General features: G+C 49.6%; 12 protein-coding genes and 1 pseudogene. 9 read left to right on the top strand and 4 right to left on the bottom strand.

The features are described 5' to 3' along the window. Nucleotides 1-36 precede the first annotated feature (36 nt). The 8 genes and pseudogenes from ACYVI1_RS19525 (at nt 37) to treY (ending at nt 9,847) form a co-directional block, all read left to right on the top strand. Complete coding sequence (locus ACYVI1_RS19525) at nt 37-2,010, top strand: sensor histidine kinase (RefSeq protein WP_460912425.1); 1,974 nt, start codon at nt 37-39, stop codon at nt 2,008-2,010. 390 nt (nt 2,011-2,400) lie between these two features. After that, complete coding sequence (locus ACYVI1_RS19520; RefSeq protein ID WP_460912424.1) at nt 2,401-2,982, top strand: Crp/Fnr family transcriptional regulator; 582 nt, start codon at nt 2,401-2,403, stop codon at nt 2,980-2,982. 18 nt (nt 2,983-3,000) lie between these two features. Next, nucleotides 3,001-3,696, top strand: a complete 696-nt coding sequence (locus ACYVI1_RS19515; protein ID WP_460912423.1) for a hypothetical protein — start codon at nt 3,001-3,003, stop codon at nt 3,694-3,696. Beyond that, a pseudogene (locus ACYVI1_RS19510) lies at nt 3,695-3,864 on the top strand (Crp/Fnr family transcriptional regulator); the annotation flags it as partial. The gene ACYVI1_RS19515 and the pseudogene ACYVI1_RS19510, both read left to right, overlap by 2 nt. 88 nt (nt 3,865-3,952) lie before the next feature. After that, entirely contained in the window at nt 3,953-4,579 is a 627-nt protein-coding gene (locus ACYVI1_RS19505; RefSeq protein ID WP_460912422.1) for a hypothetical protein, read from the top strand. An 87-nt stretch (nt 4,580-4,666) separates the two neighbouring features. Next, a complete protein-coding gene (locus tag ACYVI1_RS19500) occupies nt 4,667-5,083 on the top strand; it encodes a hypothetical protein (RefSeq protein WP_460912421.1) in 417 nt (138 codons plus the stop codon). Nucleotides 5,084-5,261: 178 nt separating this feature from the next. Further along, on the top strand, nt 5,262-7,124 hold the full coding sequence (treZ, locus tag ACYVI1_RS19495) for a malto-oligosyltrehalose trehalohydrolase (RefSeq protein WP_460912420.1): 1,863 nt from the start codon (nt 5,262-5,264) through the stop codon (nt 7,122-7,124). Beyond that, on the top strand, nt 7,124-9,847 hold the full coding sequence (treY, locus tag ACYVI1_RS19490; RefSeq protein ID WP_460912419.1) for a malto-oligosyltrehalose synthase: 2,724 nt from the start codon (nt 7,124-7,126) through the stop codon (nt 9,845-9,847). Before treZ ends, treY begins: the two co-directional genes overlap by 1 nt. Nucleotides 9,848-9,866: 19 nt before the next feature. On the opposite strand, the gene ACYVI1_RS19485 is transcribed toward treY, so the two are convergent. Genes ACYVI1_RS19485 through ACYVI1_RS19475 form a run of 3 tightly spaced genes read right to left on the bottom strand, consistent with a single transcriptional unit; the run spans nt 9,867 to nt 11,679 of the window. Further along, on the bottom strand, nt 9,867-10,001 hold the full coding sequence (locus ACYVI1_RS19485; protein WP_460912418.1) for a hypothetical protein: 135 nt from the start codon (nt 9,999-10,001) through the stop codon (nt 9,867-9,869). Beyond that, the gene (locus tag ACYVI1_RS19480; RefSeq protein WP_460912417.1) at nt 9,998-10,567 is read right to left on the bottom strand and encodes an MjaI family restriction endonuclease; all 570 of its coding nucleotides are present in this window, start codon (nt 10,565-10,567) and stop codon (nt 9,998-10,000) included. The genes ACYVI1_RS19485 and ACYVI1_RS19480 overlap by 4 nt, the downstream gene beginning before the upstream one ends. 2 nt (nt 10,568-10,569) lie before the next feature. Next, nucleotides 10,570-11,679 carry a DNA-methyltransferase gene (locus tag ACYVI1_RS19475; protein ID WP_460912416.1) on the bottom strand — a complete coding sequence of 370 codons (1,110 nt, stop codon included), beginning with the start codon at nt 11,677-11,679 and terminating at the stop codon, nt 10,570-10,572. Between the two features lie 59 nt (nt 11,680-11,738). On the opposite strand from ACYVI1_RS19475, the gene ACYVI1_RS19470 reads away from it, so the two are divergent. After that, nucleotides 11,739-12,461 carry an SDR family oxidoreductase gene (locus ACYVI1_RS19470; protein WP_460912415.1) on the top strand — a complete coding sequence of 241 codons (723 nt, stop codon included), beginning with the start codon at nt 11,739-11,741 and terminating at the stop codon, nt 12,459-12,461. Between the two features lie 287 nt (nt 12,462-12,748). On the opposite strand, the gene ACYVI1_RS19465 is transcribed toward ACYVI1_RS19470, so the two are convergent. Beyond that, nucleotides 12,749-14,956, bottom strand: a complete 2,208-nt coding sequence (locus ACYVI1_RS19465) for a TonB-dependent receptor (RefSeq protein ID WP_460912414.1) — start codon at nt 14,954-14,956, stop codon at nt 12,749-12,751. Between the last annotated feature and the right edge of the window lie 111 nt (nt 14,957-15,067).

Genomic DNA, 15,067 nt, shown 5'->3' with positions numbered 1-15,067 from the left:
ATAGACTTATACTCAATTACTGTTGACTACGAGCTGATGAAACGTTTTTGCCAACTGCTGCTGATAGCCCTGACCGCTTGCCTGCTGCCAACTTCTATGGCAGCACAACCGTTGAGGAGCCAGCCGGTTGTGCTGTTGCCCGTCGATAAAGACCAGCTTTCGCTGCGGGGGAATCTGGCTTATTATCTGGATTCGTCGCCTGCCAAAACCATTGCCGATGTTGTCAGGCTAAGCAATGGTCCTGCCTTTCAGCCGGTTACGTCCCCTGTTCCCAACTTTGGGGTAATAAGCGGTACGCAGTCGGCTAAACCTATCTGGATACGGTTTCGGCTGCAGAATCCGGCCGCACAGTCGCAACAGTGGCTGGCTGAGATTGACTTCAGGTGTTTCGATGAACTTCGGCTTTTTGTTGTCGATGCCCAAAATCGGGTGTTATCGACCTCACCCGTCATTGGCTGGAAGACCCCCGCAGCTCAGCGAATTCGCAATCACCGGCATTTCTGGTTTCCATTTACTCTGTCTGCCGGGCAGGGTGTAACGGCTTATCTGCGGATAGTGAAGCACCGGGGCACTCAGCTCATACCCGTTACGCTTGTTCGGGAGTCAGCCTACGAGACCGTCGTCCAGAAAAGTTATTTGTTCTGGGGTGGGGTGTTGTCCACGCTGACGTTCGTGGCGCTGATGAGTCTGATCTTCTTCCTGACGACCTTTGATCCTATTTATTCAAAATACATTTTCTGTTTGCTGGGCTTAGTAGGATTTTTCGCCATCAATGATGGTTTCCTGAATCAATTTGCTTTCGACGTGCAGTTCTGGATGCCCCGGCAAAATATTTACTTTCTATTCCCGCTCGTTCTGTTCTACTCGCAGTTAACCTTTGTGCGGGCGTTTCTACCGCTGTGGTATACGGCCTCGCATCGCTGGCACCGCATCGGAACCGGGGTACTTTGGGGCGGAGTTGTTTGCCTGATTGCGTTAACCGCCGAGTGGTTCATTCCCCTGGCACCCCCGCTGGAGCTGATGCTGATACGCCTGTTCACGGCGTTGTACTGGCTGCCGTTGCCGGTCATCATTGCCTACATCATCGTCAGCATCGTTCGGCGGTATCATGTGCCCGAAGCGTGGCTATATCTGGTGGCGGTTTCGCCGTTCTACACGCTGAATCTTGGCCTGGTTTTCGCCAATTTCGGCTGGCTGCCAACCTATGAGCCGATTGCTGATTTCGCTTACTACGCCTGCGTGGCCCTGCTGGAGGTTCTGGTGCTGACAGTTGGGCTGGCCTATCGTTACAAAATGGACCGCGACCAGGCCGAACAGTTACTCAACGAACGCACGGCTCAGCAGCAACGTACCTACCAGGCCGAAGTGCAGACCCTGGCCATGAAAAACAGTATGCTGGTCGAGAAAGAACGCATTGCCCGCGACCTGCACGACAACGTGGGCGCGCACCTGGCGTTTGTTGTCACCAACCTGACACACATCAGCGGTCAGGCCGAAAAACAACCCATCCTTAATGGGCGACAATGGGCCACGCAGTTGCGAACGGTGGTTAATTACACCCGCGAAGCCGTCAAACTCCTGCGCGAAACGATCTGGGCCATCCATCAGGAAAGCTTTACCGTCGAGGAGTTTAGTGAGCGGCTTAACCAGTACATCAACCGCTACGTTCACGAAACCGACGGGCTGCATGTAGATGTCCATGTTGCGGGGGCGCAGACCTACCGACTTACCTCAACGCAGGTGCTGAACCTGTTTCGGATTGTGCAGGAAGCCCTTAACAATGTGATGAAACACGCTCTGGCAACACAGGCAATGGTCGAGTTACACGTCCACGAAGACGGGCACCTTAACCTTCGCATTCATGACAATGGCCAGGGGTTTGACTCCACAAACGGCGTTGTGCTTGAGCAGCACTATGGCTTGCGAAACATGCAGACGCGGGCCGAAGAACTCGGTGGCACCTTCCGGGTTTTCTCCAGCGACGGAACAACCGTAGAAGTTGACGTCTGAGGGAAAGCTGCCGGTCTTTTTTCAGCCTCCTGCCAGCACACGAACCTTACCGCTGGTTGTGTGCAAGTCCATAAATTAATTAGCTTGCAAGGCAGCGTTCGGGCGACAGGTTGCAGGCCGCAGAGGTTAGGTTTTTTGCTTGTTCGGCGGGTTTCGGCTGACAGAGCGAATGCCCCGGTTGGGCAGGTTTAGGTTTGCGGGGCAGTGTCCTGGCGACAGGGCAACCGCCCCGACAGTCAAGGGCGCGATACTACAGTAATACAAAATGCGAACCGGGCCGCCGACGGTCGGCCGCTGCCGTGCGGTGCGTATTTTGTATTGAACGTGCGGCAATCGGCGAGTTGGTAGCAAGTGTAACAGAAGGCAGTAACATAACAATATATAAAAACAATGCAAGACACACTATTTGACTTTATAGCAAAATACATTTCTCTGACAGAAGATGAGAAGAACGCAATACTTTCGTTAGACATATTCCGCTCTGTTAAGAAAGGGACTATTTTACTCAAAGAAGGACAGAAATCACAAGATTGCTATTTTGTTTTAAAAGGATGCATACGGAAATATTACATCATAGATGGTGAAGAAAAAACTACCGCCTTTTTTACAGAAATGGAAGAACTGACACCGCATTGTGTAAAAAATAATGCTCCGTCTGAATATTTCATAAGTTGTGTAGAAGATACGATACTAACGATTGCAAACCCTGACATGGAAGTTGAACTATTTGCTAAATTTCCTAAATTTGAAATAATGTGTAGAATATTGGTGGAAGAATTGTTAGCCAAACAACAAATCAATTTTGACGAGTTTAAGACTTCTTCGCCTGAACAACGATACCTGAACTTAATACAAAAAAGACCGGACCTTATTCAGCGTGTTCCACAACACCAATTAGCGAGCTATTTAGGTATCAAACCTCAATCACTGAGTAGATTAAGAGCAAGAATTTTAGAAAAAAGCAAAGAGTAACTTCATTTCTTAACTTAAGTGAACGATTTTAAGTCTATTGCCAATCTATCTTTGCAGTATCGTTTAACATTGATTAAAAAAGATATGCAAAAGAAAATTTTATGGCTTGGACTTGCCTTAGTGTTGGCAATCAGTTTACAGGTGAACGCACAATATGCCAAACAAGACAGTACTTATAAAAAGTATTTTGTTGGGAGTACATTCTTGATGTTAGGAAATTTAATTCCTAATGACCCAAATGCACCTGAGTTTATACAATTAAATGTTGGCTATAGAATAACACCTAAAAATGTTGTTTTCTTAGAATTTAAAAGATCTAAGTTTACCTGGCCATTAGGTATCCCCTGGGGACCATCATTTGATGCACCGGGAGAAAATTATCCCGGATATGTACGCCAAAATGTAATTGGATTAGCCTACAATCGTTTTTGGTGGAAAGGATTATATACAGCCGTTCATGCAATGAATGCTTTTCAAAAATATTATAATGAGGATAATAAAAAGATTGCCAATGGATACACATTATTTATGACCTACCGTTTGGGTTACCAGGTTAAATTTTTTAAAAACCGTTTCTTTTTTGAACCATCTATTGGATTAACTCATTGGCCTGTAAAAACTAATACACCAGAATCTTTTAAATTAAAGGATAGTAAATGGCCTAATTACTTTGGGTATGAACCCGGCCTTCATTTTGGGTATAATTTCCAGTAATTTTGACGAGTTTAAGGCTTCTTCGCTGAACAACGATACCTGAACTTAATACAAAAAAGACCGGACCTTATTCAGCGTGTTCCACAACACCAATTAGCAAGTTTTTTAGGTATCAAACCTCAATCTTTAAGCAGACTAAGAGCAAGAATTCTTGAGAAAAAGAGCTAAAACGTATTTCTTAACTTAAGTGAACGTGTTATTGTATCTCGCCAATCTACTTTTGCGGTATCGTTTCACATAAAAAAGAAAGAAAGAAATGCAAAAGAAAATTTTATTCATTGGTTTTGTCTTAATGATGACAAGCACGCTCCAACTCAAAGCACAATATGCTAAAACAGACAGCACTTACAAACGGTGGTTCGTTGGTAGCTCTATCTTTTTATTAGGTAATTTAGCACCCGTAAATCCCCCCGACTTCGCTCAACTTAATTTAGGCTATCGTATTACAGGAAAAGATATAATTACATTAGAACCAAAAACCTGGAAGTATGCTTGGCCAAATGGTATTCACCCATTTTTAAACAAATCATACGGAAAGCCGGAAGAAGAATTTCCGGGGTATATTCGGGAGTATGGCATTTCAGTGGCTTACCAACGATTTTTGTGGAAAGGTTTATATGCCGAACTTAATGTAATGCCTACTTGGCAAACTTTTGTGAATGATGACGGCAAAAAAATTGACAATGGATTTCAGATTTTCAATACTTACCGCGTTGGTTATCACATCAAACTTTTTAAGGACAGATTTTTTATTCAACCATCAATTGCAACTACCCACCGTCCTTATCACACAAAAATGCCTGATGGATTTAAACAGTTAGACGATAAATGGTCGAAATTTGTCTTCGGCGAACCGGGATTTCATTTTGGGTTTAATTTTTAATAACTTATCAGTGAACTAACTTCAATAAATAATAAAGACAGATAAAACACCAGCCACCAACACGGGTTTTGCAAAAGTAGCGGTTCAGTGCTTCGTAGGAAGTTTAGTGCATTTTATGACAACAAGGAGGACAGTAAAACACAAGGATTTGCAATAGAGGCTGGTCTTGTTCTGACCAACACACCACCATTTAACTACCCTACGCTTTCGCAAGTTAACGAAGCAGCAGCTCGGACTTCGTATGAAGTGGAACGTGAGGAATTTATAGAAGAAGCTAACGGTGAAAACTGGGTTTGTGGTTTGTTCAAAGATGGTGCGTTAAAAACGCTGATACGCGTAGAAAACGATGAAGTTGAAACTGACAAAGTAACCTGCATTCATTTTGAATGTGGCGATGACCAAGCCATAATTGAATTTTTACAGTGTCTATTTCAGTATTGTGGAAGTGTGATATTTTACGACGATACGGGTTTTACAAAGTTAATTAAACACGTTGGAGGTTAGCGCATCTTCAGGTTTCCGGCGACAGGCAGCACGCCCCCGGAGGGGAGTTTTCAGCCCAACAAAAATGAGGGTGTAAAGGTTGTGAGTTGCTTGTGTTCAGTTAATTTGCTTCCTCATCCATCAGCCCCTGTTGGCGTTGTGTGAGTAATCGCGTGTACTTGATTACCAACCTTAACGAATGAATAAATCCTTGCTTAACCGCCGGACGCTGGGCGTTACGTTTACGTCTGAAGGCGCGTGTGTGCGGGTTTGGGCACCCTTCGCCCGCTCGGTGGCCCTTCGGCACTGCGCTCAAAATCAGCTAATTCCATTGCAGCCCGATGGGGCTTACTGGCAAACGACAACCAATCAGCTACAGCCCGGCGACACCTACACATTTATCCTCAACGGAACCCTTGAACGGCCCGACCCGGCCTCATTAGCCCAGCCCGAAGGCGTGCATGGCCACTCGCAGGCCATCGACACGGCCCCGTTCCTCTGGACGGATGCCAACTGGCACAACCTGCCCTTAGAAGATTATTTGCTGTATGAACTTCACACGGGTACGTTCTCGCCCGAAGGCACGTTTTCGGGCATCGAAAACCGGCTGGATTATCTGGTTGAACTGGGGATTAATGCCATCGAAATCATGCCGGTGGCGCAGTTTCCCGGCACCCGCAACTGGGGTTACGACGGCGTTTTCCCCTTTGCCGTACAGCATTCCTATGGCGGTGGTGCCGGTTTGCAGCGGTTGGTCGATGCCTGCCATCGGCGCGGGCTGGCGGTGGTGCTCGACGTAGTGTACAATCATATGGGGCCGGAAGGCAATTACTTCGCCGACTTTGGCCCCTATTTTACCAACAAGTATCAGACGCCCTGGGGGAATGCCCTTAATTTCGACGACAATTACAGCGATAGCGTTCGGCGGTATTTCATCGAGAATGTATTGATGTGGTTTCGGGATTTTCATGTTGATGCGCTGCGATTAGATGCTGTTCATGCCATTCATGATGCGGGCGAAACCCATCTGTTGCAGGAAATCAGGCAGTATGTTGATGAACTGATGGCGCAAACGGGTCGGCAGCATTACCTCATTATCGAATCGGACCAGAACGACACGCGCTTTATTCAACCGGTCGCCGAGCAGGGCTACGGCATGGATGCCCAGTGGAACGATGAGTTTCACCACGCCCTGCGCGTAACGGCAGGGGGTGAACCCACAGGCTATTATGCGGATTATGAAGGCATTCGGCATTTAGCTAAGTCGTATAAAGATGCTTACGTCTACGACGGAACTTATATGCCGCGTCGTGCCCGAATCGTCGGGAAGTCGACGCAGGGGCACGCAGGGCGACAGTTCGTGGTTTTCTCGCAGAACCACGACCAGATTGGCAACCGAATGCTGGGCGAACGGGCGAGTCAGTTGGTGAGTGTGGAGATGCAGAAGCTTATGGCCGGGGCTGTTATGAGCAGCCCGTATCTGCCGATGCTGTTCATGGGCGAAGAATGGGGCGAGTTGAACCCGTTTTTGTATTTCGTGAGCCATTCCGACCCCGCTTTAGTCGAAGCGGTGCGCGAAGGACGCAAAAAAGAATTCGCTGCTTTTCAGACCACGCAGGAAGCCCCCGACCCGCAGGATGAGCGCACCTTCGAGCGGTCGCAATTGCAGTGGCACCGCTTGTCGCAGGAGCCGCACAAGACGTTGTTCCGTTACTATCAAACGTTGCTGACCCTCCGTAAACAGTCTTCCCTGCGCCACCCCGACCGCGAATCGGTGGCGGTGATTGTGGACGAAGCCCGCCAAACGCTAACCCTGTTTCGCCAGCATAAGCAACCAAAACCAAACAGCCGAACGGAGTTGTTGGAAACAGTTGTTTGCCTGATGAATTTCTCGTCGGAGCCGCAATCGCTTACTCTGCCCGCCCAGGACGGTCACTGGCGCAATCTGCTCGATTCGGCTGATCCACGATGGCTTGGCCCCGTTGCGGCTCCATCAATGGTGGCTGGAAACACGCCCGTTACGGTTCAGCCACAATCCATTCTGATTTACACAAATAAATAATGTACAATCCTGTTTCTACTTATCGCATCCAGTTTCATAAGGATTTTACGTTTGATCACCTCGATGCGCTGGTGCCGTATCTGCAAACGCTGGGCGTAGCCACTATTTATGCGTCGCCTATTTTTAGGGCTACCCCCGAAAGTTCGCATGGTTACGATGGCGTTGATCCTACGCGGATAAATCCCGAAATCGGCACCATCGACCAGTTGCAGACCATAAGTAAACGGCTAAAACAGGCAGGTATGGGCTGGGTGCAGGACATTGTGCCGAACCACATGGCGTACCACATCGACAACGAGTGGCTGACCGATGTACTCGAAAAAGGACACCTCTCGCGCCATGCCCATTTTTTTGAGACCTCTTTAGCCAGTTCTTTTTTTTCCGGGCGCATCCTGGCTCCGTTTCTGCCTGAACCAATGGATGAAACCCCGGCGCAGGGCAACCTGGCGCTGGCCTATGAACGGGATCGGTTTGTGCTGCAAGTCAGCGGAAATACGCTGCCTATGAAACCGGGTAGTTACGCATCGATCCTGCAGGCTTCTGTCGACGAACCAGTCGATTCTGTGCAGCAATTGCTGGCTCAACTCGACCAACTCCGACATCTTGATGAGCCAGAAACGTATGCCATTGAATGGGCCGAATTTCGACAGCAATTGACCGCGTTAGCCGAAACTCCCAAAATCGGGACGTATGTGCAGGCTTGTGTCGACATATTGAACGCCGACCCCGTCCGCTTGCATAAACTCGCCGGCGAGCAACATTATCGGTTGTGTACTGAACCAGAAACCCGTCAGGTTATGAACTACCGGCGGTTTTTTACTGTCAATGGCCTGATTTGCCTGAACATGCGCGACGAGGCAGTCTTTCAGGCTGTGCATAGCCTGCCCAAAAAATTAGTGGACGAAAGTATTTTTCAGGGATTACGCGTCGACCATATCGACGGCCTGTTCGACCCGGCAACCTATTTAGAATGGCTGCGCGAACTGGCCGGAGCGAACGTTTACATCGTGGTTGAGAAAATTCTGCAGGCCGACGAAGCCCTGCCCGAAAACTGGCCCGTGCAGGGAACGTCGGGCTACGAATTCCTGGCAATGGTCAACAACCTCCTGACCAACAGGTACAGTGAAGCTCAGTTTCGCGAGTTCTATCACGCGCTCGTCGGCACTGATATGCCATTGCCCGACCGGATTCGGGACCGAAAAGCGTATTTTCTGGCGCAGTACATGGGGGGTGAGTTGGACAATCTCTACCATTATTTTTTCTCGCTGAACCTGGCCGACGAAATCGGATTAGACACCCTGGCGGCTGGCGAACTTAAACTCGCGATTGGCGAACTGCTGGTAGCGTGCCCGGTTTATCGGTACTACAGTAATCAGTTTCCAATGCCGGACAACGAAGCGCGTGTCATGCGGAAACTGCTCAAAACCATTCGCGAAAAGAACCCCGATCTGGCAACGGCGGTTGGCGTACTGGAGGGCGCTCTTCTGCTGAAACCTCCGGTAGCCGATGCGGAGTATAACAGTCGGGCCGTGCGATTTTATCAGCGACTCATGCAGTTTTCGGGGCCGCTGATGGCGAAGGGCGTGGAAGACACACTGCTCTATACATACAATTGCTTTATTGGCCACAACGAAGTAGGGGATTCGCCAGAGCGATTTGGCCTGGCGGTGGATGGGTTTCACCAGGCCATGCAGGACCGCCAACGCCAATGGCCCTTAGCACAAAATACCACGGCCACCCACGATACCAAGCGGGGCGAAGATGTGCGGGCGCGGCTCAATGTGCTCACCGACCTGCCCCACGAATGGGTGGCGGAGCTGAAACACTGGCAGCAGTTGACTAAGCCTTTTAAAGAAAACAATGCGCCCGATGCCAACGATGAGTATTTGATTTATCAGAATCTGCTTGGTGCGTATCCCATGCCCGGACAGGACGAGGACGATTTCCCGAATCGCTTCCGGCAGTATTTGGAAAAAGCGTTGCAGGAAGCCAAACGCCATACCACCGGCTGGGTTGTGGAGGGGGACTACCACGCGGGCGTTCGGTGGTTTACGGATAATTTGTTAAATCAACAAAGTCCATTTTGGGCACGATTCCGGGCGTTTCATCATGAAATCGCTGATTTTGGGGTAACGAACTCATTGGGGCAGGTCATGCTGAAATTCACCTGTCCCGGTGTGCCTGACGTCTATCAGGGGGGCGAAGGCTGGGACCTGAGCTTCGTTGATCCCGACAACCGCCGGCCGGTTGATTTCGCCAAACGCCAACTGTGGTTAACTGACCTGACTGCCCGCCAACAATTGGGCGAAAACCTGTGGCTCGATCTGTGGCAGCACCGCTTCGATGGCCGCGTCAAGTTCTGGCTGACCCACGCCCTCCTGCACGAACGGCAGAAAAATGCGCTTCTATTTGCTGAAGGGGCGTATGTGCCGGTATCGGTCGAAGGTGCCTATCGCGATTTTATCCTGGCTTTTTCCCGTCAGCATAACACTGTTTGGTACGTAGTTATCGTGCCCCTGCACATGGCTCAGCTTTGCCGCGAACAGACGAAAGCTGTGCTCGACCTCGACTGGAGCGACACACGTGTTTCGCTACCCGCCAACGCGCCTACTGCGTGGACGGACTGCCTGTCGGGAGTCGCTGGGAATGGGGATAAGAAGGTTTTTGTGCAGTCGGTACTGCGTCAGTTGCCGGTTGCGCTGCTGAGAATAGAGGATAAATGAAGGGTTGGTGCGGGGACGTTTACGCCCGGAGACGGTTGATTTCTTCGGCGATTTCGGGGATGATTTCCGGGTTGCCAATCTCGCCATCTAAACTGAAGATGATGAAAACTTTACCAGTGAAATCCTGCTGAAAAGATGCAAAGCTGGCTTTCATGCGCTCTGAGACAGAATAGTGCCAAAGTTTGCTTTAGCTGTCGTGGGTTTGATTTGAATGCCAAACGCTTTTTGGCCAACGTAACCGAGGTAGTCAACATCGCCGGAGTGGTCAAGTTCGGGCAGACTTTCTTCAAACTGAACATCCGGGAAGATTTTGGCGAGACCGTCGTACACCACTGACTTTTCGCGGAGATAACCATCGAAGGTGCGGTTGATTGTCAGGTTGTAAATGTAGGCGATGCAATCTTCACGGGTAAGGCTGTTGAAAGCAGCTTCCCATTCAGGGATTACTTTGTCTTTGATAGCCCTATATAGTCGTTCACCCAATTCCTCCATGTCTATTTGAGTTATCCGATGAGCCTGTTTACCTTCTGTTACGGCATTCTCGAAGTACCATTTTTCCCATTCCGTAATAGACTGGGGCTGGCAATCCCGAATGAGCGACATTACGGCTCCTACTTTGTTTGGACGCGAAAGCTGATAGGTTTGGCAGGTGTAATTTAGAACCTTCTCTTTTTTGCCAAAGTCCAATGAATACCGTTTAATCTCCTTGTTCTTTGCCATCGTCAAAATGCCAAAACCTGCTGGCCTTTTTTATTAGGTTGAGTTGGTACATAGGTCGCCTTCAATTCGGGTTGAAGGGAATAGTGAACCATATACAAATTTGTCGATGGCTCAATATGGGTTAGGAAATTCAGCAATAACTCAGTTTCCTGGCTCGTTACGACCGGGAAATTATAGTGTTTGTTTATGTGTTTAACATCCCAATCGCCTGCCAGTAGGCGTTTTTCAACAAAATCAATATGGGCTTGCAGTCGGTCACGAATTAAGGTGTTGAGTGCGGGGACTTTATCGGGCAATACCATTTCACCAATTGTTTCAGACAAGCTTTCGTCCATCTCATAACCGATGCTGTTGCGCCCGGTTGTCATAGCCGCTAAGGTTGTTGTGCCAGTTCCCAGAAAGGGGTCTAAGACCATATCGCCCTTCACTGAATACATATTAATGAGCCGGTAGGGAATTTCGAACGGATACGCTCCACTGCGTTCGCGCGAGTTTTTGGTCAGCATTTTTTGTCCCGTTCCGCGAATTTCCCACAAGTCTGAAAACCATTGATTTCGCTCTTCCCAGAAAAATGCGCTTTGCTGACGAAGCATCTTTGCCTGCTCTGATTTGAAAAGACGTTTGCCCCCTTTCCGAAACACCAGAATGTACTCATGCTCAAGTGTTACATAGACCCCGGCGGGCAACATCCCCGACCCCATAAATTTGTTAGGGGCATTGGTTGGTTTACGCCATAGAACCGGAGGTAAACAACAAAAACCTTTACTGAGAAAATACTGGATAATTCGGCTATGATTGGAAAATAGTTGAAACTCGCCATTTATTGTACGCGTGGCATCGCCAATATTAATACAGACAAACGAGCTTGGTTTGGATACGCGGCAAACTTCGCTCCAGACTTTGTCCAACTCATCGTGCATTAGGCTAAAGGCCGTTGCGCTTTCATTTCTGGCTAAAGCATTGATAATGGCCGAATTCTGAATGCCCATTCCTTCATCCCACATCTCGACCATCGGATAGGGCGGAGAGGTAACAACTAAATCAACCGAAGCATCGGCAACGGCATCCATGCCTTGGGCAAGGCCAAAATGAATCTGGTGGGAAGTCTGCATAAACAAAAGTAAGCAATCACCTTCACTCATTGCCCTAAATTTCCCCGTACTTTTGTCCTATGACTATCGAAAACAAAACCATCATTATTTCCGGCGCGTCGCGGGGAATTGGCCGGGCAACGGCCCTGTTGCTGGCCCAGCACGGCGCCAACGTGGTCGTGACGGCCCGCAACGCCGACGATCTGAACCAACTTGAAACCGAAGCAACCGAAGGATCAGTACGCGGAAAAATCGTAGCCGTGTCCGGTGACGTGGCCAGCGAAGCCGATATGGAAGCCGTTGTGAAAACAGCCCTCCACCAGTTTGGCCGCATCGACGTGGTAATCAACAACGCGGGTTATGGCGTTTTCAAAAATGTCGATGAAATCACGGTTGACGAGTGGGACGACCTGATGGCAACCAATGTAAAAGGCACCTTTCTCCTGACGAAGGCCGCCCTGCCGTCATTGAAGGCCCAGGGGTCGGGGCATATTGTTATCGTAGCCTCAGACGTGGCCAAACGGACCTTTGCGGGTGGGTCGCTGTACACTGCCAGTAAATATGCTCAGGAAGCGTTCATGGGTGCGTTGCGGAAGGAAATCCGGCCGTTCGGCATCAAGGTGACGGGCGTCTATTCGGGCTTGGTTGACTCGAGCTTTCACGCGAAGGGACACGGCCACGAAACGTCGAAAAACTGGCTTCAAAACGAAGACATGGCCGAATCCATGCTGTTCATCGTCAGCCGCCCGGCCCACGTTGTGATTGACGAATTCATGGTGCATCCGCTGGAGCAGGAGTATTAAGCCAACGGATGAGGTAAAGTGAACAATGGATAATGCTACGACTGCTTCCATTATCCGTTGTTCAGTCTACTCAACTGGCTTTTTCAGAATTTCCCGCTCAAAAAAGATACGCTGCTCTCTGGGCAATTCATACAGGGCTTTTTCTTCCTTACCAAACGGAATTATACGATAAAATCATCTCACGATAGTTCTATCTTACAATTTGCCTGACGCAACTAAAAATCGGTGGTAGTCAGTCCAACAACCTGATTAATGCCGATTTTTAACCAATGGCTATCGACTGACGACTACAACGTGTACTTCAACGCGACATTCACAATCCGGCCTTCCAGTGGTGCCCAGACGGGCCGGAAAGTAGGTTGCGTGATGGGGCCGCTCACCACGGTTTCGTAGTTGGCCTGTTTGATGTTGAACAGGTTTTCGGCGTTCAGCACCAGCCGCCAGTGGTCGTTGTAGTGGTATTCGGCGGCTCCGGCGAAGAACCAGTAATTCGCTACTTTCTGGTTGTTGTAGAGGTATTGCGTACCTACATAACTGCTCTCGATGCCAAACCGAAAATGGTCGTTCTCCCAGGCGAGGGTTGTCGAAAACTTGTCCTGCGGAGCCAATGGTAAATAGCTGTTGTCCGCAGGATCAGCGTTGGCACCTCCGTCGCGACGGGCAAGGGTGTGGTTATAGCCAAAGTAAAATTCATAGGCTTTGTATTCGAGCCGGACGTAGGTGTCCGTCCCGATACTGAACAGATTGTAGGGCGCGTTGACCAACTGTGTGTAGGCCCCCAGGTTGCTCGACGTGCTGGCGAAAGCAGACACCACCGGCGAGTTGACATACGTGTAATAAAACGCCTGATCGACCTGAATGGAAAACCCGCTTTCAAACGTCTTCGAGTAGGCAATATCCACGTTTGTCCCTACCGATTTTTCTGCTTTTACCGTTTTGACATCAATCGGTAACAAGCGGGGGAAAATAAGACTAACCCCCAATTGGCCGGGCGTTTGGTTGACAAACAGGTTGGGTGTCTTGTAGCCCGTTCCGACGCTAAGCCGCACCGTCCAGGGGTCTGATGGTTTTAACTTGACCGACAGGCGGGGCAACAGAAAACTCCCGAACGTATTGTGGTGATCAAAGCGCAGGCCCGCCTGAATGGCCACTTTTTCGCCCACCTGCCAGTCATCCTGAACGAACCCGCCAACAGTCTGGTACGTGTAGTCGACAAGCCGGGTACTGTCGCGATTTTTGTGGAATGCTTCGACCGTCAGGTTGGCCCCGCCAATGAGTTGGTGCTTGCCGAAACGCACAAGGTCATTAGCTTCAAGATAAACCGACGACTGCCGGCCGTCGGAGAGTTTTTGGTAGTCGGTATTTTGCCGATGAAACGTACTGACTGCCCCTTTGAGCGCCACCGAATTTCTTTCGGATGTGTTGTGACTGGCGTTGAAATCGACCGTATGCCGTTGCAGGTCGGTACTGTTTCGGTAGCCATTGGGCGGGCCACCTGGGTCGAAGGCGGGCAGGTAGCCTCCCTCGCGGTGTTCGGTCGTGAAGGTATAACCAACGTCTACTTTGGTGAGGTCGGAAGGATTCCAGAAAAACCGGGGGTGGAAATTGAACTGCCTGATTTCGGGGCTGTCGGTATACCCATCGCCCGTTACATCGACCGCCTGTTGGTTGGTGTAGCCCGTAAAAAGCGTCAGGCCGGTCGTTCCGTACCGTTGCGAATAGTAGGCATTCAGGTTGGTTTCTTTCAGGTTCGAGCGGTTGAGCAGGGCCGTAAATTCGGGTGTCTCCGAATGAGGGCTTTTAGAAACGATATTTATCAGGCCACCAATAGCGCCACCGCCATAAAGCGTTGAGACAGAGCCTTTTATTACCTCCACCTGCTTTAAGTCCAATGGCGGAATCTGCAACACGCCGAGGTTACCCGAAAAACCTTCGTAGAGCGGTAATCCGTCGCGAAGAATCTGCGTGTATTTGGGGTCGAGGCCCTGCATCCGAATGGCCTGATTGCCATTGACTGCCGACGTTCGCTGAACGTGAATAATCGAAATGTCGCCCAGAATACTACTCACGTTGCCCGGCACAACGGCGCTTTCTTCGTCCATATCTTCCTGCCCCAATACCTCAACCTTAATGGGCAAATCCTCAATCCGCGAGTTGGTGCGCGTTGCCGTTACGGTCACTTCGTCGATGGTCTCTTCGGCGGACTTCAGCCGGAACACGAGCGTGTCGGTCCCGGTTCCGACCGGAAATTGCCCGGTTTGGTAGCCAACGGCGCTAACCGTGAGCGTTTTACTGTCGCCCGGTAAACTGACCAGTTGAGCCATACCGTTCACATCAGTAACGGCCCCAACAACGGGCTTTGTAAGCGTGCGTATAGTTGCCCCGATGATGGGTTCGCGGGTCAGGCTATCCTCAACGCGGATAAGAAGGTTAACCTGGCCAAAAACCGGCGCAACCACCAGCAGGAGTAGGGCAAAAAGAAAAGAAGTTTTCATACCATGCAGAATTCACCGGCAAGTTACGGCATCAATTATAAAGACAATTTGAAGACGGGCAAACTGGCTGCCTGTTTAGTATGAATCTTGCGCTTTTTTTTGTTGTTTCGT

This window comes from Spirosoma areae (assembly GCF_054781775.1).
Note: the sequence above shows the minus strand (reverse complement) of the source record. Positions and strands in the feature narration are given on the sequence as shown.

Bases quoted from the DNA above. Each gene is read 5' to 3' on its own strand.
- ACYVI1_RS19525 (WP_460912425.1), top strand. From the start codon at position 37: ATGAAACGTTTTTGCCAACTGCTGCTGATAGCCCTGACCGCTTGCCTG.
- ACYVI1_RS19520 (WP_460912424.1), top strand. From the start codon at position 2,401: ATGCAAGACACACTATTTGACTTTATAGCAAAATACATTTCTCTGACA.
- ACYVI1_RS19505 (WP_460912422.1), top strand. From the start codon at position 3,953: ATGCAAAAGAAAATTTTATTCATTGGTTTTGTCTTAATGATGACAAGC.
- treZ (WP_460912420.1), top strand. From the start codon at position 5,262: ATGAATAAATCCTTGCTTAACCGCCGGACGCTGGGCGTTACGTTTACG.
- treY (WP_460912419.1), top strand. From the start codon at position 7,124: ATGTACAATCCTGTTTCTACTTATCGCATCCAGTTTCATAAGGATTTT.
- ACYVI1_RS19485 (WP_460912418.1), bottom strand. From the start codon at position 10,001: ATGAAAGCCAGCTTTGCATCTTTTCAGCAGGATTTCACTGGTAAAGTT.
- ACYVI1_RS19480 (WP_460912417.1), bottom strand. From the start codon at position 10,567: ATGGCAAAGAACAAGGAGATTAAACGGTATTCATTGGACTTTGGCAAA.
- ACYVI1_RS19475 (WP_460912416.1), bottom strand. From the start codon at position 11,679: ATGCAGACTTCCCACCAGATTCATTTTGGCCTTGCCCAAGGCATGGAT.
- ACYVI1_RS19470 (WP_460912415.1), top strand. From the start codon at position 11,739: ATGACTATCGAAAACAAAACCATCATTATTTCCGGCGCGTCGCGGGGA.
- ACYVI1_RS19465 (WP_460912414.1), bottom strand. From the start codon at position 14,956: ATGAAAACTTCTTTTCTTTTTGCCCTACTCCTGCTGGTGGTTGCGCCG.